12 protein-coding genes are annotated in these 22,465 nt (G+C 33.5%); 5 read left to right on the top strand and 7 right to left on the bottom strand.

Annotated elements, in window-relative coordinates; all coding sequences use genetic code 11:
- Positions 1-390, bottom strand: a complete 390-nt coding sequence (locus Spiro2_RS01515) for a PilZ domain-containing protein (protein WP_338636581.1) — start codon at positions 388-390, stop codon at positions 1-3.
- Between the two features lie 251 nt (positions 391-641).
- On the opposite strand from Spiro2_RS01515, the gene Spiro2_RS01510 reads away from it, so the two are divergent.
- The 4 genes from Spiro2_RS01510 to tsaD all read left to right on the top strand — a co-directional run bounded on the left by Spiro2_RS01510 (position 642) and on the right by tsaD (position 4,350).
- Complete coding sequence (locus Spiro2_RS01510) at positions 642-1,382, top strand: motility protein A (RefSeq protein ID WP_338636580.1); 741 nt, start codon at positions 642-644, stop codon at positions 1,380-1,382.
- Entirely contained in the window at positions 1,382-2,233 is an 852-nt protein-coding gene (locus Spiro2_RS01505) for a flagellar motor protein MotB (RefSeq protein ID WP_338636579.1), read from the top strand. The genes Spiro2_RS01510 and Spiro2_RS01505 overlap by 1 nt, the downstream gene beginning before the upstream one ends.
- A gap of 143 nt (positions 2,234-2,376) precedes the next feature.
- Entirely contained in the window at positions 2,377-3,234 is an 858-nt protein-coding gene (locus tag Spiro2_RS01500; protein ID WP_338636577.1) for a hypothetical protein, read from the top strand.
- Positions 3,235-3,243: 9 nt separating this feature from the next.
- Entirely contained in the window at positions 3,244-4,350 is a 1,107-nt protein-coding gene (gene tsaD, locus Spiro2_RS01495) for a tRNA (adenosine(37)-N6)-threonylcarbamoyltransferase complex transferase subunit TsaD (protein ID WP_338636576.1), read from the top strand.
- Positions 4,351-4,409: 59 nt separating this feature from the next.
- Here the strand turns inward: tsaD and Spiro2_RS01490 are convergent, their stop codons facing one another.
- The gene (locus Spiro2_RS01490; RefSeq protein WP_338636575.1) at positions 4,410-5,258 is read right to left on the bottom strand and encodes an FkbM family methyltransferase; all 849 of its coding nucleotides are present in this window, start codon (positions 5,256-5,258) and stop codon (positions 4,410-4,412) included.
- A gap of 757 nt (positions 5,259-6,015) precedes the next feature.
- Between Spiro2_RS01490 and Spiro2_RS01485 the strand changes: the two genes are divergently transcribed.
- Positions 6,016-6,873, top strand: a complete 858-nt coding sequence (locus Spiro2_RS01485; protein ID WP_338636573.1) for an Rpn family recombination-promoting nuclease/putative transposase — start codon at positions 6,016-6,018, stop codon at positions 6,871-6,873.
- Positions 6,874-7,151: 278 nt separating this feature from the next.
- Here Spiro2_RS01485 and Spiro2_RS01480 read toward each other — a convergent pair whose 3' ends face one another.
- The 5 genes from Spiro2_RS01480 to Spiro2_RS01460 all read right to left on the bottom strand — a co-directional run bounded on the left by Spiro2_RS01480 (position 7,152) and on the right by Spiro2_RS01460 (position 22,289).
- Positions 7,152-7,481 carry a hypothetical protein gene (locus tag Spiro2_RS01480; RefSeq protein WP_338636572.1) on the bottom strand — a complete coding sequence of 110 codons (330 nt, stop codon included), beginning with the start codon at positions 7,479-7,481 and terminating at the stop codon, positions 7,152-7,154.
- A 119-nt stretch (positions 7,482-7,600) separates the two neighbouring features.
- The gene (locus Spiro2_RS01475) at positions 7,601-8,356 is read right to left on the bottom strand and encodes a hypothetical protein (RefSeq protein ID WP_338636571.1); all 756 of its coding nucleotides are present in this window, start codon (positions 8,354-8,356) and stop codon (positions 7,601-7,603) included.
- Between the two features lie 130 nt (positions 8,357-8,486).
- Positions 8,487-15,719: an RHS repeat-associated core domain-containing protein gene (locus Spiro2_RS01470; RefSeq protein WP_338636570.1), complete on the bottom strand. Its 7,233-nt coding sequence runs from the start codon at positions 15,717-15,719 to the stop codon at positions 8,487-8,489.
- A gap of 62 nt (positions 15,720-15,781) precedes the next feature.
- Positions 15,782-19,960, bottom strand: a complete 4,179-nt coding sequence (locus tag Spiro2_RS01465; protein ID WP_338636569.1) for a hypothetical protein — start codon at positions 19,958-19,960, stop codon at positions 15,782-15,784.
- Between the two features lie 49 nt (positions 19,961-20,009).
- Positions 20,010-22,289: a hypothetical protein gene (locus Spiro2_RS01460; RefSeq protein WP_338636568.1), complete on the bottom strand. Its 2,280-nt coding sequence runs from the start codon at positions 22,287-22,289 to the stop codon at positions 20,010-20,012.
- Between the last annotated feature and the right edge of the window lie 176 nt (positions 22,290-22,465).

The raw sequence follows: 22,465 nt of genomic DNA, 5'->3' as shown, positions 1-22,465 counted from the left end.
TTAAGAATTTTTTTTTGGGCTTATTTTATTTACAACTTCTATAATTCTTAAACCTTTATTCAGTATTGCAATTTCTGAATCTTTTAAATTTATAAATTGGCATGAAATAGTTTTACCAAGATTTGTTGTTCTTTTAATTTCTGCGCTTAATTTTAATTTATCCTCAGCATCTATACCAAACATTCTGACTGGTATTTGAAATGTTACATTATGACCAACTTTAAAACCATTTTTGAGATTTTCTACTTCTAAATTTAAACTAATACCACCAGCAGAAATATTATTAATTGTTCCCCATTCAAAATCAGTATCTTCGTCTGAATAAACTTCTATGACAGCTTTGCTCATAAACCTAGGATTCGCTCTTCTATTTTCAATAGATTCACTCATAAAAGCCTCAATTGAATTTTTATAATATCTATTTTTGTATGTCGGAATGTCATGAGTTGATATAAAGATAAAATCAAGCAAATAAAATTTAAGAATTTAACAAAAATTTGACTGCAAATTATTTCATAGATGTCAAATTTTTAAATTTTATCGTTAATTTATTACTTATAAAATAATAAATAATTTAATTTTTTTTATTAAATATTAATTAAAAATTAAATTATTTATTTCTAAATTTATGGGGTTTTTACATGGAACTATCTAGCATTATTGGCCCTGTACTCGGTGCTATCGCAGTGGTTGGAACCGCTGTTATTAAAGGTCTTAGCGTAGGAATGCTTTGGGGTGGATCTGCTGCAATGATTGTGGGACTTGGCGCTTTTGCTGCGGTGTTGACCGCATACCCTATGAAAGATGTTACTTTTTCATTTAAATCTTTAGGTCTTTTTTTAAATGGACCTAAACTCGATGCCGAAGGAACAATTTCAACAATTGAACGCCTTGCGCAATTAGCAAGAAAAGACGGGGTATTAGCCTTAGAAAAAGAAATCGATAAGCTTGATGATGATCTGATGAAAAAAGGGATAGAAATGGTTTCAATGAACACTGAAGCCGTAGTGATTGAAAACACGCTCTATGCAGAAATTGATTTAATGTATGAAGAAGAAGAAATTGCCGCAAAGTTTTGGGAAGATATGGGTGCATTTGCCCCTACCATTGGAATTCTTGGAGCCGTTTTGGGCTTGATGGTGGTGATGCTTAACCTCGATAACCCACCAGAAATTGGTCCTGGGATTAAAACAGCCTTTATTGCAACTCTTTATGGGGTGGCATTAGCAAACCTTTTTGCTCTTCCTTGTGGGAAAAAAATTAAAAGAATGTGCCATCATAAAAAAGTTTATCGAGAAATGATAGCTACAGGAGTTATTGGCATTTCCCAAGGTACAGCTCCTAAAGTTTTGGTTGAAAGATTGCACGGGATGGCTCATTAATGGCGAAAAAGAAAAAATGCCCTGAATTTGAAAACCATGAACGCTGGCTTGTTGCGTTTGCCGACATGATGACCTTGTTGTTTGCATTATTTGTGGTTCTTTATGCAATTGCAGTGGTAAACACATCTAAGGTGAAGCAGGTAACAGAATCAATGCAAGTTGCCTTTGGTATTAAAGAAGAAGTTCCTAAAGAAGAAGGAACAATACCGAGAGGACCAACAACTCGTGATAGTATTTTTCGTTACATAAAAGGCAATACAAGCCGAGAGCAAATTTTACAAAAAATTGTACGAGAACGTGCAGCAATTATCGCGGCACAAGCAAAGGTCATTGAACAAAAACTTGCAGAAAGATTATATGGCTCTAAACAATTTCCAGACAGCGCCAGCAAACCTGTTGATAGACTTATTTACGTAGCACGCGAACCAGAAGGTATTCGCGTTACTCTGCTTGCTCGAGTGCTTTTTGATCCAGGGGCATATGAACTAAAAAAAGAAACAAAAGAAATGGTAAAAGGTGTCGCAGAAGTCCTTAGAGGGATAGGGCGTGTTGTTCGAGTAGAAGGGCATACAGATAATATCCCCTTTGAAAGAAACGGAATGAGTAACTGGGAACTTAGTGTTTTGCGAGCAACATCAGTTGCACGATTTTTAATTGGAACCAATTTTTTTCCAAAAGGCACCATCTATCCTGCTGGCTTTGCAGAAACGCGACCCATTGCCGAAAATGAAAGTCCAGAAGATAGAGCTTTAAACCGCAGGGTTGATTTAAAAATTTTATATGACAATCCCGATGACTATATCCCTCCAGACGAACAGCTCGGCAATGACGAAAAAACAGATCTAGAATAGTGTTTGCACTCAATTAAAAGTAAGATATATCATATTATAATAAACGGTTGTTGCTTTTTCTTCAAAATAATTGCAACAATTATTTAATAATTAGTATATTAAGCATGAGATCAAACAAAAAAGAATTCTGGAGTAGCTAATTTATGAAATTAAAATTTTTATCTTTTTATGAAAAGTGTTTAATACTCACATTTTCATCCAGCTTTTTATTACAAGGTTGCATGACATCTCAACGCCAAGATCAACTGCAATCTTCGCTAGGGCAAGTTCAAGACCAAATCAATCAGTTGCAAGATCGCATCACGAAAAGAGAACAACAAATTACAAACACAACACAAACAGCGATTTCTTCGCGCAATGATGTTGAAAATCTTCATTCACAAATTTTAATTATGCAAGGTGATATTGATACACTTAATAAAAAAGTTGTCACAATTCAAAAAGAAGCCTCTGGTCAAGAAAAAGAAAAAAATATTATTTCGCAAGATAATCATGCAAATTCACTTATTGAAATTCAAAGAAAATTAGCCAGAGTTGAACTTGCATCTAATGCAAAAGTAGCTGCATTTCGTACAAGTAAATTACCTGCTAAACTACAGTCTTTAGATAAAATCAAAACAAGTTTAAAAAACACATTTGCAAAAAATGAATTTAAACAAACCATAGAAACTTGCAATGCGGTTTTAAATTCTACAGACGCCAGTGAAGATATGTTACAAATTTCCATAGAATATAGAGCAGAAGCAAAATTAAAACTTAATGATTATCGAGGAGCTGCACTTGATATTTTAAATTATATTGATTTATTTCCAAAAGGAGAATATTATTCAAAAGCATTATTTTTGGCAGGAAACTTTTTTAATAATCTTAAAAACTTTGAAGTTGCCAAATCTTATTATCAAGAATGCGAAAAGTATTGCACACTTCCAGCGTATAAAACAAAGGCTACAAATAATCTTTCCAAAATGACTGCACAAATGTCTGTAAACTTAGAAGATTGATAAATTAACATGATAAAATCAAAAATTATTCTTGCAATTGAAACCTCATGCGACGAAACAGCTGTTTCTATTTTAAGTTCTAAAACAACCAATAATGGAACACTAAATTCTATTAATATTTATGCACATGTTGTTGAATCACAAAACGAAAGTCACGCACCTTTTGGAGGAGTGGTGCCAGAAGTGGCTGCACGCGATCATCTTTCTAAAATTTACGACATCACACAAACAGCACTCTCTCAAGCTAAAATTAATATTACTGACATTGATGCACTTGCGGTGACAATGGGACCTGGATTAATTGGAGCTTTGATGGTGGGTGTTTTGTTTGCGAGAGGTTTGGCGTCTTCGCTTTCTGTACCACTTATTTCTGTAAATCATGTTGATGCTCATTTAGCTCCTGCATTACTGATTGAAAAATTTTCTCCTAAAAACGATTTGGATACTTGGATACCAGTGCGTAACATAGAATATCCTGCCCTTGCCCTTACAGTGAGTGGCGGACATTGTCATTTAAGTTTGTTACACTCTACAACAGAGCGAATTTTGCTTGGTAAAAGTTTAGATGATGCCTGTGGCGAAGCGTTTGATAAGGTCGCAAAGCTTTTAGGTCTTAGTTACCCTGGCGGTCCTTTAATCGAAACTCTTGCCCACAATGTTACAACTCGCAAAACAGCCGTTCAACAAAGCTTTGCGTTTCCTGCAAAACCAGCAAATAAAGATAATCGCTACAACTTTACTTATAGTGGACTCAAAACTGCAGTAATGGAAGTAATCCGTAAAGAAACAGGAATCAAAAAAGGAAAAATAACAGGAAAAGACCTACCGCAACACACAAAAGAAGATATTGCTTTTGCGTTTCAACATGCAGCACTTCATCAATTGTACGATAGAGTTTTAAATGCGATTAACGATTATCCTGATATTAAAACAGTACTTGTTGCTGGAGGTGTTGCACAAAACAAAAAATTTCGACAAATTTTTTCTCAAATCAAAAAAGATGTTATTTTTGCTCCACCTTCGCTATGCTCAGACAATGCAACAATGATTGGCTTGCAAGCGTTACTTCAAGATAATAATTTAGGTTTTACAGAGCACCCTTTTTCTAAGTATTAGAGCGTTTGAGTTTGTTGCAAAAAACTAGACTATACCGCATTAAATAAATTTATTTTTATTTATAACTTTATTTCTCTTTTTGAAAATAAAATATCAATATGTTTTTTATCTGGAGTTAATTCTAACGCTTTTTCTATATTTATTTTAAATATTTCTTGAGAATCTTCTAAAAGTGCATAGAATTTAAAATTAAAACTAAACATCATTTTTAAAAATTCGACGGGATCATCCCCTGCCATTTTCATACCATAAGGCCAAAATTCAGAAAGAATTGATAAATCGTTATTTTTACTTATTAAGTTTTTCATTCCAGATAAAACTTTATACTCAAAACCCTGAACATCAATTTTAATAAAAGAAATATTATTGACATTAATTTCATCATCTCCAACTACAGTTTCAACAGAGACAAAATTTCTATTTTCTAAAGAATCATATAACCTGTGATCACCTGCATTATTATCGCTCAAGTATAAGTTAAAATTACCTTTAGAATTAGAAAGAGCTTTAGAAATTAACTGAACTCTATTACAATTTGCATTTAATTTGGTATTTTCTTGTAGTAGTTTAAAATTAAAAGGTTCTGGTTCAAATGCTAAAACTTTAATTGTAGAATCAAAACTTGCCAATAAGTTACTCCAATAGCCAATATTAGCGCCTATATCGATAACTGTTGAATGAGATTTAATGAATTGTTTTACAAAATTAGACGCAAATGGATCGTAGTTACCATGTTTTAAAATATATTTTGAAACTCCAGAACCATCTTTGAGATCAAGCAGCAAGTTAAAAGTGTTTACTTTCTTTAATACAAACCTTTTGTTAGTAACTTTATGAACAATTTTTCTACCAACTCTATGACTTAAAATTTTAGTTAAAAAATTATTATTTTTTATGTAATTTTGCATTAGCAACCCCTTGAAATAATAGCCGCTGTTATTTTATTTTTCAAAAAATAACTCATACACTTTACATAATAATAAATTTATGTCAAATTTTATAAAAAATTTTAAAATTAATAGATAATTTTATTATATTTAACAAAAAAATCGCCAATAATCATAAAATTTATATATTTAAATTTTTACAAAAAATTCGTATAATTTAAAAAAATATTTTTAATTTTTCATTTAAATAACATAATAAATCTAATTATTGTAGAATACAAAATATAACTAAGGGTTATAAATAATAACATTTTTTCTGGTGGAGAGATTTTATTTGTTTTAAACAATGAAGGAAGCTTAAAGTCAGCCCTTAACAAGGCATCTTCCATCGCAATTTATTTATTTCATAAAAAAATATTTTCATTAAATAAATAAATTGATTATATTATTAGCATATTTTCATTAAATTTATATGAAAATAATATCGATCTTCTCAAGGAAGTTTGCTTCGCCGAAAAAAATCTTTTCTTTATAATAAAAAGAAATTTTTTTGAAAAACTTATTATACAATAAAATTATCAAACTAAAATCTGATTATCTTGATGATTAAAATATTAAAATTGCTAAAAACCTAGTTTGCAACCCACTGCTCAATTTTAAAACACTCCCAAAAAATTTTTAAACACAAACTTTTCCCTCTTTTTTTATTTTAAATTTTTGTTAAAAAAAACTTTCTTTCAAAGACATGAAGTTTTTGAAACGCAAAGAAGGATTTTTTGTGAATAACATAGAACTCGTTGATCCCAAGTATGATTTTGTTTTTAAAATGCTATTTGGTAGTGACCCCGAAATTTTTATGAGTTTTGTAAATAGTGTTTTAAACTTAGAGCAAAGCAAAGCCATTGTGGACGTCACGTTTATTAACCCAGAGCTCAACAAAGAAGCCGAAGACGATAAAGCAATTAGGCTCGATGTCTTAGCAAAACTTGCCGATGGCGATCTCATTAACATCGAAATGCAAATGCAAAATCATGGCCATTATATTAAAAGAAGTTTGTATTATTGGAGTAAAGTATATTACTCCCAATTAAAACAAGGCGAAAACTACGATACCCTTAAAAAAACGATTGCCATTCATGTGTTAAATTTTAGCTTGTTTAAACACAGCAAACACTATCACACCGAGGCTGTGTTAATGGATGCCGAGAATAAAGTGCAACTTACTGATTTATTTTCTATTCATTATTTAGATCTAGCAAAACTCCCTTCGGGTAACTATAATACCCTAGAAAAATGGTTGCGCTTTTTAAAGCAACCAAGCAAAGAAGAGGTTTTGCAAATGAACATTCCTGCAATTACCAAAGCATACAAACAACTCGAAAACATGAGTCTCGATTCGGGTGTTCGCGCCCGTTACGACGCCAAACGCAAGTTTGAACACGATTATGTCACGGGTCTGGATACGGCGAAAGATGAAGGCATTGTTATTGGTGAAGAGCGAGGGGTTAAAAAAGAAAAAATTAATATGGTAAAAAATCTTCTTTTAGCAGGGGTCTCTATAGAGATTATTCAAAAAGCTTCTGGCCTATCTCTCAGTGAAATTAAAAGTTTGAAAAACGAGTTAAATTTAAAATAAATAGTTGCGCTTTTTAAAGCAACTAAGCAAAGAAGATGTTTTGTAAATGAATTAACTCAAAACATGAGTCTCGATTCGGGTATTCGCACACGTTACGACGCCAAACGTAAGTTTGAACACGATTATGTCACTGAGCTAGATACGGCGTAAACACTTCTCACCCCCATGGAATGCATACCCGTTGCGGCTGAAAACTTGCCTTGAGCGTATTGCACTGTGCCACGCAAACCTTGCAATTCTTGTGGATGATCACCTAACACTTCAAACGATTTCGCTTGTCAATTTTCGCGCCTATTACTGTTGGGATTGCTGTATAACGAAACATCAGCACGGGCGCCTTGCGCCTTGTAATCGGCAAGCACTGCGTTGGTGAGTAAGAGGATCCCTCTCGATAACCCAAATGGTTCGCTGCTATTGCGCTCAACTATTTTTTTGCTCTCTAAATCAATAACCTGCGAAACACTGCCAACCAAATCTTTCACCACTAGCTCTTTACGGCTTTGCATTGAACTGGTTGTTAATGTTTCTGGGCTGCTGGCATTTAATGTGGGGTAACGGGTAATTAATCTTAAGGTTGCAAATGAACCCAAATCGATGTTGATATGCAATTCATCGCGTTCAAATGAGATGCCGCTTCCTACCGATACAAACCTTGCAAGTTTGGTGGGGTGAACATAATTATTTTTTAAATTTTATTTCCAGTGGAATAAAAAATTAACGTTACAAACTATTTTTCATTTTCAAAACATTTTAATACCTTTTCATACATTTCATCTATCATCTTTTTATTGCCTATTATGTTGATGCCGAAGCTTCGAATATGATGGTCACCATGAACTATAAAATACAAATCATCATTTTCAAAAAAATAGTTCATATAATAGTGTAACAAAGTTAATGAATCTGTATACATTATAGATAATGAATCTAATGTATTTTTTTTATCATATTTTTCTAGTAAGTATCTTAATTCGACGTTCAAATCAAAATTTCTTCTAGAGTAGAAAAAACTTGCGCGATAAAGCCATCCAGATTTTATTATATAAATAAAATAATCTTCTATATTTTGCCATTGAAATTGACAAATAGCTTTGTAACCTACACCATTGTCATATTTGTACTTAATTTCGTCGGAACACTTTGTTTTAGAAAGAAAAGACAAATCTTTACCCCTTCTTTTTAATTCATTCCACAACCTAAAATAGTTTGTCAAACGTGTTTCTTGATCATAGCCCATGCTTTCAAATAAATAAAAATTATCAGATGGATTAAAAATATTTTTTATTTTTTGCAATATTTCTTTATATATTTCAATTAAATTTTCTTCTAAGCAATATTCAAATTCTTTATATATCAATATAACATGAGGATCATTCAAAAAATTATCTTGGGATTTTTTAGCATATTGAGAATCATAAAAAGGACAGTTTATATCTCTTCTGTATTCTTCGCTTTCAAATTTATACTTAAAGACTTTTATCATAAAATCTCCTAATAATCAGAATAACCTTTATCATTAATTAGAAACCCTGGGCATTTGTGGTTCTGGGCTCATAATAATGAAATATCTGTAATGATTAATGAGTTTTTAACTAAAGAATATTTTTTCTTTTTCAATAGTCATAGTGTTTATTATCAAAACCATTGATCCCATTATAATGCGGACCTCGGTTTTGTGAGTTTCCTTTTCCAAAATAATGGCCATATTTGTGATGCTGGATTACTTTTTCACGTATAAATTTTCTCTCTCCATTCTCATAATCATATCTCCCCCAAACATAATCCTTCACATATTTTCCAGGATTAGTAGTATCTTCTACTTTTTCAATTATATCAGGCTGCCTGCTCATCGGAATGCCTAAATCCCTCTTTGCCTTTCTAAAAGCACCATGAGACCCCGCCCCCGGCGGCGACAAATTCGCAGGAGGCTCACCACTGCCATCGCCACGCATCAACACATTACCAATGCACGCAATACCAGCTAAAGCAGTTAATGAGCCACTGTAAATCAAGGGCGAAGCGACGCTCGTAGCTACGTAAACACTCGTTCCAACAGTATAGGGAGCAAGAGGAATCGATGCGGCCTCCATAGCCAAACCTGCTCCGGCTGTACCAAGTCCTGCTAAAGCAATTCCTAAACACTTATCCATAGCTGGCGAATAGAGGGCGTCTTTAAATCCTCTCATTGCTGAGCCAAAATTAAATCCGCCACCGCCGCCCATGTAGCCGTTGCTACCACTTCGACTTTCGTGATCGACGTCAATCCCGGAGTCGCGGGATCTATCACCACCTCGGTCTGTTCCTACTGAAGAACGGTCTATACCTAAACCAAACCGACCTGCAGGATTGCTTCTATCAGAGCCAGAACCTCCCATACCTAAACCATAGCCGTTACCAGAACCCGAAGAAGAATCATTTGAAATTCCTAAATCATATTCACGAGCCTTACCACTCGGATCGTGAGCGGCTATGGGATTATTATTCGCATACTGATACACGTTCGCTTCTAATGGATTTTTTACCAAACCTTCTAAATTTCTACCCATGTATAAATCTGGAGAAAGCCAAACACCACGTGCACTATCAAGCGTTCTCACCCCCATGGAATGCATACCCGTTGCGGCTGAAAACTTGCCTTGGGCGTATTGCACTGTGCCACGCAACCCTTGCAATTCTTGTGGATGATCGCCTAGCACTTCAAACGATTTTGCCTGCCAATTGGCTCTCTTATTGCTGTTGGGATTGCTGTATAACGAAACATCGGCGCGGGCGCCTTGCTCTTTGTAATCGGCAAGCACTGCATTGGTGAGTAAGGGTATTCCTCTCGATAACCCAAATGGCTCGCTGCTATTGCGCTCAACTATTTTTTTGCTCTCAAGATCAATAACCTGCGAAACACTGCCTACCAAATCTTTCACTACAAGCTCTTTACGGCTTTGCATTGAACTGGTTGTTAATGTTTCTGGGCTGCTGGCATTTAATGTGGGGTAACGGGTAATTAATCTTAACGTTGCAAATGATCCCAAATCGATGTTGATATGCAATTCATCGCGCTCAAATGAGATGCCGCTTCCTACCGATACAAACCTTGCAAGTTTGGTGGGGTGAACATAATTATTTTTATTAGAATTCTGTGTTACATTTTCAGCTCCATCTGCTTCAAACGCAACACCATCAAACTCTGCAAGTTGCCCACCACTTTCATCGCTCATGCGATAATTTAACAACTCATGGGTTATTAATGGCTTTTTGTCATCGCTTGGTAACGATGCCGCAAACACTCCTGCAAGCTGTCCGCGGCCATTCCATACATATTTTTGCATTGGAATTTCGTTACGATTTTTCCATGAAGAATAATAGGTTTCTTTGTTTGTTTCTTTATGACCCGTTAAATTATTAATAGAAGTTGGGGTTAATACCGCAAGAGTTGGCGAAACACCAAACTTTCTAAACCCTATGGCATCACTCGAAAATTCTTGTTTCGCAGTCTCAAAACCATCCGTTGAAAGAACATTTTGCAATACTCCAAGTTGCCCAGTTTGTGAGTATGAATAGGTGTCTGTTAATGAATTGGAGTTTTGCGAAATACGATTTTTAATAATGTGACCAGAACGAGTTACTTTATTTATTTTACCGCCAACTGAATATTCGTAATGAATACTTCCCCACGAAGTGCCATCATCACCCACACCGCGGGTTGATGCCAAACGCCCTTGGGCATCGTAAGTAAACAAAGAGCTTGCCGATAACGACGGATCAGAAAATTCGCTATTACTATTATGCAATGAGGCAACAGGATTGAGGTCATTATCGTACTGCCAACGGGTATGAACCAATGCGTTAGAGCTATTATCATTGTTTTGGTCGCAAATTTCGCTTGGCGCAAAGCTTGATTGCCCTGCCCAAAATGATAAAGGAACTTCTTTGCGTTTGTGCCAGCACGATAACAATTGTAAATTATTTTCGAGATCAATTTTATTATTGTAACCTTGTGAGTCGTAATTTACATTTTGTAGTGGAGTGCTAAGCTCAACTCCTTCTTTTAAAAATTTAATTGTTTTGGCAAGTGATGTTCCTGGTTCATAATGTGCAAGGTAACCGGTAAAGTAATTGTCTTTAAGGTTACTAATAACATTACGAGTAAAACCACCTCGAGTACGAAGTTGTACTAAATTTCCAGATAAATCATTAATGCGTTCAAGTTGATAAACACCCACACTTTGCATTGCAAATGTAGTATTATCTAATTTTTGTGGTTGTTTTAAAAAGAGTTCAAGATCTTCTGATGAGACAATACCATCACGATTGTATGCATATTTTTTAATACTTTCGCTTGTACCCAATTCTGTTTGCGAAAGCACAGACACAGAAATTGGCAAGCCAATATCTTGTTTTCTATTATTTTTATTTATGCTGCCATAAGTAAATGTTACCAGCTCTTTAGAGTGGGTGCCATTTTCGCGTTCAAAGCGTAAATGTTCTTCGCTAGTTAATTTACCAATTTCATTAAAGCTATACGTTTTATTTAAAATTGCCGCATTTAAAATATTACAGCTATCAACATTAGTACCAACAGGACACAACACCGATTGCACCATACGGCCATAATTATCGTAAAAAAAGCGCGAAACACCTAAGGCATTGTTAATTTGATAATCAACTTGATTATTAGCCGCAAAACTTTGTTGTGCATCGAGGCCGTCATTATTTGTAACCTTAAAAATTCTGCCAAGCGCGTCATAAAACACATTGGTAATTAAAGTATCTTTAGTGACGTTACCATTTGAATCTAAACCAAGTTGTTTTTCTGAAATTTGGCCAAGTAAATTTAATATTTTTCGAGAGCGGCGGCCTTCTGGAGAAATGGTTTCTTCAAAATCAACTCCCTGAATAACTTTAAGAACAGAACCGGTATCAAACTCTTGCGTAAAAATTGAACCATCTGAATAAAATTTATTAACAGCTTTTAATTTAAAGCTATCAAAGTTTGGTAACTCATTTTTAAGAACGCTGTCTAAACTCATTTCTGAATTTAGATAATCTTTATATACTTTTCCTAAAGAGTTGATATTTGATTTATTAGTAACTATAAATCTATTATTATTAACTCTCGAAGCTGTAAATAAAGGTTCATCAACACCAGATAACCATGTTTTAGAAACTAAAGTTAATTCTTCATTAGCATTATTTCTTTTATAAATACTAACAAAACCAGGTTTAATAAGAGAATTTTGAATTTTACCTATTGTTGTTTCGTTATAAACTTCGGGTTTGTAGGTGGTGGTAAGGGTTGCGTCAAAGTGATTCCAATTTCTCACTTCTTCGTCTATAGAGTTGCCAACTAGCAAATTAACAGAGGGGAAAGAATACTCATATTTTTCTACAGTAACAACATTGTTGCTATCAAAAGAATCTAAATCTGTTTCTTTAAACTGAGAGTTAGAGTCTTCAAAACCAAATGCTCTTTTTAACCAATTGATAAATATTTCCCAAAGAGATTGCGAGGAATCCGAAACCTGCAATGGAGCTTGTCCGCCTAAATTTTTAGCGGAACTTAAAATACGACCTAAAGAATCGTAAGTGTATTTATGAATACTTCCCCTAGAATTTTTAACCTCGGTAATTTGTCCAAATGCATCATACTCTACCTGAATTTCTAAGCCATCTTGATCAAGAATAGATTTTAAATTTACAGTATTTGTATCCCAAAACATTGTGGAAGATTGACCATTGGCGTATTTTAAATAATTAATTCTGGCAAAATTATCGTAATGAGCTGTTGCCTGCAACACCAACTCGCCTTTTTGATTAGAAGACCACTCTTCTAGGGGCAAGCCACGAGAATAATCATAAATTATTTTTTGTGTAGTGGGTTTAACGCTTCCTTGTGAAGAAGATGTTTGCGTTGTTTCTATGTTATCGCAGTAAATTTTGGGATTTTCTGGATGACTCAAAGGGCAAAAATAAGTTAAATTTGTAACCAAATTATCATTATTTAAAACAGGCTCGTTGCTTGAAATTTTTGTGGTCAACCTGCCGTAGGGATCGTAAAAATATTTTTCTAACTTTGAAATTGTATTGTTACGTAAAAACGTTTGCCCCGAAACTGTAGTTTGTTTTGAATCTTCTAAAATTTGCCCAAGCTGCGATTGTTGATTAAAACTTGCGCCACTTGCATATTCGCTTGGGTTTAAAAAACTTAACAGCACAGTAGAGTGTGATGTGGAGTATTTTTCTGTGGTATTAAATAAACCGGTTGCAAACGCAGTGCCATCGGCCGCAGCACCCACTCTTGTATAATATTGATGACCAGATAAATCATTACACCATAACGGCACAACGCCAGAGCTTTGTGGCTGCAAACACTCCATAGGCTCGCCTTGCGAAAATGCTGTGCGCTCGCTAGATAACCTAGTGTCTTCGACACGTTGATAAATACTCATTTCTGGTAATCGAAAACCCGATAAAAATCGCTTTTCTGTTAACGTACCAAGCTGCGTTTCATCACCCACAGTTTGAGTTCTTACCAACGAATATCCTAAAAATCGTTTTTGCGCCCTATCAAAATACGGAACACGATACGAATAACGCCACATACGCGTGGGGTTAAAACCATCAGATAATCCTGTTTGTTTTAGTAGAGGAATCACAACTGGCATGACAGGCGAATTTTTTTCGATATTTTTAACTTCTTCATCAAGGTCATAATGAATGGCTTCATTATTTTCTAATACCGAGGAGGTGTAGTTAAAACTTAAAAAGCGACCATCGGAGGTTGCAACAGAATGCAGTAAATTTGGAAACGAACGGATGGGGAACTCTATTAATGTAACACTGCCACCAATAATTGTAGAAATAATTTGTTGCTTGCCATCACCCGTTAATTGCACAACAGATGTAAGATCTGCGGTGTACAAAACGGGTCCAATGCGCACACCAGTCATTGGCTTGCCCAACCCGTTATTAATTAAAAATTTACGTGTTAATAAATTAATACTTGGTAAGCCTGTTCCGGTAAAATCACCAATTGTTAATTTAGGCATTTTAACGCGGCCAATGTCGTATGGATATTCGCCTAAATCAACACGTTCAAACAGCCTTCCTGATCTTTCGCCATTTGCCAAGCGACCGTTATTTAAATACAAAACAAAACGTGAGCTTGTAAGCTCTAAAATATCGGGCAAGCCATCGGCGTTCCAGTCAACCACAGAGTAAGAATCATTGGCAATGTTTGAGGTGGTGAGTTCAAAACCAAGATACTCTGCATCGATGTCGTAACGGTGGTTACCTTTAGCATCGACTCCTTTTTCTACAAGTCCATTATTAAATAAAAATTTAATGTAACCTTCACGAATACAAACAAAATCTGTTCTGCCATTGCCATTAAAATCGCCAAATAAAACCTGATCTTTTTTATACATGCAGCGGGCTAGTTTAAAATCTTTATCTGCAAATTCGGCAATTTTATTAAAGCTTAGACGCCCCCTGTCATCGGTTGTGCGGGTATTTAAAATAACAGATGGAGAAGTTTTTAAATTTTCGTGGAACATCACAAGATCTGACAGACCACTACCTGAAAAATCAATAAAAGTTGTGTTATCAACCGTAATTCTCATATAAGGCGCATGCAGCTTTTTTTCTGACTGCAAAATTAATTTACCTCTGCTGCCATCTTTAGGAAACACAGAAGTTGGTTCAAATGATTTGATGTCAAACGTTGAGTACGCACCGTAATCTTGCATTATGGCTTGAGTTTTACCAGTGCCCTCTATGTCTGCATAACGAATATGCGAAACAGCAGGAAATTCTTTTGTGGTCACTTGATTTGCAGATTCAAAATTATCTTTAAATGCAAAATTTTCTACCCTGTAACTAAACACCGTTTCTGGATGCGATGTAGAATCGTCTGCACCAAACTCTTGTACAGCGCGCAATCTTGGAAAAGGTGTATCGTTTTGCGATTCGTAGCGAAACTTATAGTTACGAAGTTGCTGAGAATTTTTTTGAACAACAATATTTTTAACCCTGCCGCCAACAACCTGTGGGAATCCACCATTAAAGTGTGGATTATAAAACACACTTTTTTCATAATTAAGCAGAACTTTAACATCATCCGCCGCAATACTAACAAGCAAAGGCTTAGAAATAAAATCCATTTTATCGGGTTGGCTTTTTCTGCGTAAATTAAATTTAATTCCAATTTCTGCAGAAGGCACAACAGGGCGTTGATAAGTGTATTCTATAATTTGGTTGCCCTGAAATGTTGCGCGGCGGCTTAAATACCATTCAATTGCTTCGCCATTAGGACTTGCAACCTGTGATTCAAAGGTAGAACCATAATAAAATATTTCGCCACTTGAATTATAATAAACAAAACCATTTTCTGCACACTGCAACACATCGCGAGCGCTATTTAAATTGCTCACCCACTTGCCATTGGCAACAGGGATCATGCGCAAGCCATTGACATACAAATTATCTGCTAAAGATGAAAAACATGTTTGGCTTGAAATTGTTTTGGTATTGCCGCGCTTTGTATCAAGAATAATTTTAGGAATATTTAATCCCCAGAATGGCCCAACCTCACTATAAGAGTTTTGCGGGGTGTATTTAACGGCCAAGTCAATATTTAATTGTCTTAAATTAGGCACTAAAATAGGAACATTGTAATGCAATGCTCCTGTATCTGTGGCTATCCAATCGAGTTCGCGAGACCCAATTTTTCCTGGTGCTTTGGGTCTATTAATAACTGGAGAATTAAATACTGCAGCCAAAGTTTCTGAAAAATAAAATAACGTTGTAAATAATATAAGCAAAGATTTTATTTTTAATTTAAAATTAAGCATATTGATTCCTATAAAATAGGTAACAGCTGGTATAGTTTTTAACACCAACTGTTAAAATTTAATTATTTAGAAACAATGAAATTGAGTTCTATGCCATCGATAAAGCTGCCTTCAGAAGGGTCTTCATTAAAGCTGCTTATGTATAAATCTTTTGCATGCTGTGCATAAACAAATTTATAATTACCAAGTAGAGGAAAACCAGAAAATGATTTGTAAACGGATTTTTTAGGTATTGCACAACTTTCAGTATCAAAATTCATTACATTAATACAACTTTTAATTTGAGTAACATATTTTGCTGAACCTGTTGTTCTATTTTCAAGATCACCAATAAAGCCTGTTAATGGCTGCCAATAACCATCACTTTCTGATGGCCTTGCAGAGGGATCATTTTGCAGTTCTTCTACCCAACCCATTGAGCTTACTTTGTACTGAAATATTTTTGAATCAGTAGATTTATCAGCAAAAATAGTGATTGGCTGCGTTAGATCGTTGGTATCTGTAAAATAGATTAATGAATTTTCGTTACTCACTGCGGCAGAATTTATAATTTCTGTTCTATTGCACATATAACTTAACAGGCTGTTTAGTGAAAATAGTTTTGGATAATGTTTACCAAATTTTTCGTATTCTTGAGATATATTACTACTCATTACTTCTGCTAAATAATTATGATATAAACGGGATGCATAGTTTTCATATTTTGCAGAACAACCCGTAATTGATGAAGGATCTTGAAAGCCTTGGTGTAATAAATAAGCAATATTATTCCAATCATCAAAAGGGCTATGCACAAACTCACTTTCATAGGCACCATTTTTATAAATTACAGCGCTAATTCCAATAATTTTTGCTTTATAAAAGCTTTCAGAAAATTCTCTGAGTAAAGGTTTTTTCCACTTAAAGTAATCTTCAGTTAAATTAATATCTATTACACCTGATGCATTGAGTTTTGCTAGTAATTCATCGTCGCTACGTTGCTCCTCTGGGCTTACAAAACGTTTTTTATGCTTTCTGAGATCTTTAGAATAAATTTTAATAGCAAAATCTTCATCTATTTGAGCTTTTTTAACATCGTTTTTTAAAGATATTGCTTCGTTTAAATTAATAATTTCTTTTAAACAAAATTGCGCATCTTCAAAAGATGATAAGTAACTACAATAATACTTAACGTTAGAAACAAGAGTGACTAAATTTTTAAACTCATTTTTATCGAACATTAAATTTCTTTTATCTGACGAAGTGTGCATTATGTTTATAGTTGCAATTTTAACAATTTGTTTTGCTAAATCACCTACATGATCAACACGCCACAATTCATCAGCAAAGCTACCTATTTTAGGAGAAATTGCGGTAAATAAAAAGTATTCATTATTATGCGCGGCAACTCTTAGTTTCGCTTTTTCAATTGAATTTTGTAAATTTTCAACTTGTTTTTTTGCAATTTCTACACTTTTCTTTGCAACACTTTCATTTATTTCTGCAGATTTTAGTACACTTTCTTGAGATGTTTTTTTATTAATAGAATTTTTTAAAGGCAAGTATCTTAATTTTTCTTTGTATGAATCATACAAACTATCTACAAGATTAAAGCTAAATTCTGAATTTACGTTACCTAAAATATTTTTTCTTGTTGCAATAGAGATCCCTAAAATATTTTCTATGTTTTTATTAGATAACTCAAGGCTTTTGATTTGATGATCTATATTTGTAAGTTTTTCTGTTGTAACTAAATTTAAATCAGTGACATCTTGATCGATTGAGCGCAATATTTGCAATTTTTGTAGCTCAGATTTTTGAATATCAATTTTACTATCTAATATTGAAACTAAAGCTGGTTTATCTGAGCCGTCTTTATTTAAAAATGACACATATAAATTTTCGCAATATTTTTGAGGTTCTGAAAGTAACTCTAAATTACCTGAAGTTAAATGAATGGCATTATTATAACTCATTAAATAAGAATTTGCTTCTGCAATTGTTCTGGCAAAATTAAACTCTGATTTTAGCACTGCATCAGAACTATTGGTTGAAGTTATTGTTGAGGTAGAAGTTCCTTTAGATTTTAGACCAGCATTTTCACTGTATTCTGACTCATTTTTTGAAATTACACTTGATTCATACTTAAATTTATTTAGTTTATCTTCTAATTCTTTAAAATATTTATCTCTTGCATCATTATTTGACTTTTCATCTTTTTCGGAGGTTGCTGGCGTTTGCAAATCTAACAGCTCTTTTAATTTTGTGCTGGTTTGATTTGCCATTACCTCAGAAATTGCAGCCCCTTGGCAAGCAGCAGAATTGTATTGCTTATTTTCTTTTAAATTTGCAACAACTATAGAAATATTTTCTTTTAACTCTTTATCAAGAGTTGTTCCTTTAGTGAGCACAGCCAAATCACAACCATTATTACCTAATAATCGAGCAATATTGTTGCGATCACGAACAATACGAGAACATTCATTTTTCCAATTATTTACAACTGCAATTTCTCTTTGGCGATATAGTTTGCTAATTTCACCCACCGCACCAGTTGTAGAGCATGATGCATCATTATCGCCACAAAGAATTTTTTTGTACTCATTTAAATTTTCGTGTTTATTAGAAGAATAGTTTTCTAAAGTATGCTTTAATGAATTTAGAGAATTTATTACACTTAAATTATTAACATAAGTTGTAAATTTATTTTTTTCTTCGATTGCGTTTTCTTGAATATCAATTTTTGCACTTTCTAAAATTAATTTTGCAGTTTCTTTTTGAAAAGTATAATAAGCAAGTTCTTCGGCAGATTTATTATGACTTAGCTTAGAAACTATTAAGTTATCTTGTAATGCTGCAATGCTATCTAATAATTCGACTCCTTTATTTTTATACTCTTGGGTTTTAAGAATGTTAAATAAAGAAATTTTTGATTTAACATTTTCAATTTTTTCTTCGGTATTTTTAATAGATTCTGTAAATTTAATAGAATTTAAATAGCCAGGATAAATATCGTAGTACGAATACCCGCTAGAATCTAAATAAGAATTTTCTAGTTCTGGATTTTCGTTTAATAATTTTTCGCACTCTATTGCATCCCAATTTAAATTAAATATAACCTCATCAGGATTTTTTGGCTGTTCAAACTTTTTGCCACTTGTACAAAACATATTTTTAATATCAAGATTAAAAGCGCGGTTTTGAATTTTTTTCATTTCGCTACACAAATTTAATTCGTGCGCAGGAATTTTATCAAAATCCGAGTTGGTACTGCAAAATTTATTTGTTAAAGCATTTCTTGATTTTTCGTGCGCCTTAATAAAATCGTAAGCAATAATATTTTTAACGCTCAATTTTATATCGCTAGATTCTTTATTGCTATATGCATTGCCAAGGGTTTCTAAAGAATCTAAGTACACTTCTTGCAAGCTATCATTAGGAAGAGAAGATTGCATATTCAGCTCTTCGGCCGTATACACACCTTTCCAACGATACATTGCACGTTCAAAATAGCCTATGGCAGAAAGCGCATTTGCTAAAGAATTAATATGTTTATAGTAAGACTCTTTGCTAAGCTGCTCTTGAAAGCCAAATAAGTAAACTTTATTGTTTTCTTTATTGGCATAAAATCTAGGAATTGTTGAGAGTCGTGTTTCGTCCATTGCCGAAATTTTTTCGGCAATATTGGCAGAACGAATGATTCCATTTAATTTTGCAAAACGGCTATTTTTAATAATTTCATTTGTATTCCAATTTTTAACTTCGCTCGGATCAATTTTGCCCTGATTCAGCAAAATAATTTCTTGATTAAAAGGAGCAAAAGGAACTCTTTGCAATATGTTTAACACATAAGCATTGGCTAAATACAATTCCGGATAATAGCAATGATGCAAATTGTTTGTAGAATTTGCTTTTGCAGATGTTAGCTCTCTGGTTTTAGTGAGTATTGCAATTGCAGGTATATCTTGCGATGTGCTTGTATCGAGTAAATTTGTATTGGTATAGGCATCTACAATACTATTGATGTGTTGTTGTCCATTTAAGTTACTTAAAGGACAATATTTTTGCCTATTAAGATAATCTTTTGCACTAATTTCTGAACTTGTTTCTTTAATAAATTCTGAATTTGCAGAAAGATCACTCATAAAAGAGTAACGTTTTGTTTCTAAGTCTTGATAAAAATAATCTGGCTGGTTTACATTACAAGATGATAGTGGGTAAACAAATACTAAAAACAAAATATTTGCTTTATTTTTAAACACTATAAGACCTCCCTGTCAAAAAAAATATTAATTTAAATTAAAAAGCGGCTTATTGCTTTAAGCCGCCCCAACACATTAAAGCGTTGTTTTCTTTAGTTATTCCACAAATTTCGGTATTACCAACTGTAATTGATAAAAATTTTGTTTCACTTTTTACAGGTATTGGAACTGACGTATACAAAATTTCTGGATTTTCAGAAATAATTTGCGTTTCGTTACTACCAAAACATGCTAATTCATTGTTATTATTTAGGGCACATGTAATATTATCTCCCACTGATACAAATTTAAACTCTTCAGAGTTTTCAATTTCTACAGGCTTATTATTACGAAATGATTTTGTTGTTTGGCCAAAGGTGTTATCGCCCCAACAGTATAGCTTAGATGTTTGATTTGTGACTCCAAACCCACAAAAATGATTAAGCCCACCATAAATATTTTCTAATTTAAAATTTTCAATTTTTTGTGGAGTTGAAACAGAGTTAAATAAACCTTTTTTAACCCCTAATTCCCCAAAATTATTGCTTCCAAAACAATACACATCATTGTCTTCTGTAAGGGCGCACGTTGTATTAAACGTTAAAGCAATATCTTTAAATTTAATTTTTGTTTCTTGCTCGTTTTCATTCACAATACTTACTTTATTTATTTTAACTTCTTCAAATTCTTTTAGTAAATTTGTACTATTGTAGTTGCTATTACCAAGTTGCCCGTAAGAGTTATCACCACTGCAAAACAACGCATTATCAAAAGATCTTATTAAGCAAATATGTTTTGTACCTACCACAACTTTTTCTACTTTAAAAGGAACAATTGGAGAATTGTCTTTAAAAGTAGTTTCAGGAAAAGCGTAAAGATCACTTCGATCGGTTGTGGCTTCGTAATCCCAACATGCTAAATTTTGCTCAGCGCCTTTTGTTACCCCACAAGCAATATAAGAGTTCATACTAATTTGCTCATAAGACTCTTTACTTGCCCATGGTGTTTGTGTTGGCAACACCCAAGGTAGATGCTGTTTTCTTTCTATAGAATTTGTCTTGTCTAACTTGCCGTCACAAAGTAAACGATCTCCATAAATACTTATGCCGCATTTGGCAACAGTGCCCATGCTTAAATTTTGGTATTTATTTTTATCTATAAAACCCCAGCACAATATAGAACTATCTGTATTATTAATAGAACAAGTTGTTTTATCGTTACCAGTTACCATTGCAACATTTTGGTTCCACTCTGAATAGGGTGCACGAGGCTCAAATTGAATGTAGCGTGTTTGATTGCCTAAAAAATTAATGGGTATTGTGTTAAACTTAGGCTCACCTCCAAGTTGCCCAAAAGTGTTATCACCAAAGCAATACAATTTATTATTTTCATCAATAACACATGTAGAAAAATTTGTTGCAACAACATTTTTAAATTTTAAATTGTTAAAGTTTTCTTGAGAGCTTAATAATTTTTGTGGCTTATGAAAATAATGTTTATTGCGTGGGTTCACTCCAACTTGACCAAAAGTGTTGTCGCCCCAGCATTCTACTTTGCTATCTTTTGTTACTGCACAGGCATGATTTTGCCCCACCGCAACAGAGAGATATTGCTTATTTCCAACTTTCTGTAACTGCTTTACAAATTTTTGCGAAGCTTTTACTCCAACTTGGCCAAATTTATTTTCCCCTGCACAATAAATATTGCCAAATTTAGCCCCCTCAATTTCACTTTCTTGAGAAAGTACACAATAAAAATTATTGCCTGCGGCAACTTGAAAAAACTTTGTTGCATTATTTTGAAACTGAATTTTAATAGGCTCTGTTACATTAAGATCACGCGAAGGCAATTGGCCGTTAGAATTATACCCCCACCCAAATAATTCGCCAGATTGAGAAATGGCATAAGTATTTTGTGTACCCGCTACAACTTGAATAAATTTAAGTTGAGATGAAACAGCCGTTGGCACATTTTGCGATACTGTATTGCCAATACCTAATTGCCCAAAATTATTATTGCCCCAGCAGAGTAACGCATTGGAGTTTTTTGCAATTGCGCAAAAATGACTTGCACTTAACGCAACAGAAACAAATTCACCACTTATTGCAGTGTGCGGAGCAATGAAGCGAGAACCATCTTGATACAAAGATGAGCACTCTAACGCAAAGTTACTTGATTTTATTGTGCAAACCGTTGTTTGACTTGTTGCAATTTGCAAAAATGAATCATTATAATCCATTACAACACTACGTTTTTTGCGCTGTGCTGTTACTTCACTAGGTAACGCAAAGTTATGCAACAAAACAGAACCACCAAAAATACTTAATAAAATTACTTTATTTTTTAGCATAAAAATTTCTTTCTTAAAAAAATAAATAACTTGCAAATAATTTAAAAATGCAAGAATTAATAAAATTTAGTAGTAATTTTTTAAATTATAGTCAATTAAATAAATTTATTTTTTAAACTTTACAGATAAGTTAATTTATTGTAACAAATTTTGGTTTACTTAATTGGTACTTTACC

This window comes from Spirobacillus cienkowskii (assembly GCF_037081835.1).
GTDB classification, from domain to species: Bacteria; Bdellovibrionota_B; Oligoflexia; order Silvanigrellales; family Silvanigrellaceae; genus Silvanigrella; species Silvanigrella cienkowskii.
The sequence above is the reverse complement of the archived record's forward strand: the minus strand, read 5'-3'. Positions and strand labels throughout refer to the sequence as shown.

Excerpts from the sequence above, each read along its gene's own strand:
- Spiro2_RS01505 (WP_338636579.1), top strand. The coding sequence starts at position 1,382 with ATGGCGAAAAAGAAAAAATGCCCTGAATTTGAAAACCATGAACGCTGG.
- Spiro2_RS01475 (WP_338636571.1), bottom strand. The coding sequence starts at position 8,356 with ATGATAAAAGTCTTTAAGTATAAATTTGAAAGCGAAGAATACAGAAGA.
- tsaD (WP_338636576.1), top strand. The coding sequence starts at position 3,244 with ATGATAAAATCAAAAATTATTCTTGCAATTGAAACCTCATGCGACGAA.
- Spiro2_RS01510 (WP_338636580.1), top strand. The coding sequence starts at position 642 with ATGGAACTATCTAGCATTATTGGCCCTGTACTCGGTGCTATCGCAGTG.
- Spiro2_RS01490 (WP_338636575.1), bottom strand. The coding sequence starts at position 5,258 with ATGCAAAATTACATAAAAAATAATAATTTTTTAACTAAAATTTTAAGT.
- Spiro2_RS01515 (WP_338636581.1), bottom strand. The coding sequence starts at position 390 with ATGAGTGAATCTATTGAAAATAGAAGAGCGAATCCTAGGTTTATGAGC.
- Spiro2_RS01470 (WP_338636570.1), bottom strand. The coding sequence starts at position 15,719 with ATGCTTAATTTTAAATTAAAAATAAAATCTTTGCTTATATTATTTACA.
- Spiro2_RS01460 (WP_338636568.1), bottom strand. The coding sequence starts at position 22,289 with ATGCTAAAAAATAAAGTAATTTTATTAAGTATTTTTGGTGGTTCTGTT.
- Spiro2_RS01500 (WP_338636577.1), top strand. The coding sequence starts at position 2,377 with ATGAAATTAAAATTTTTATCTTTTTATGAAAAGTGTTTAATACTCACA.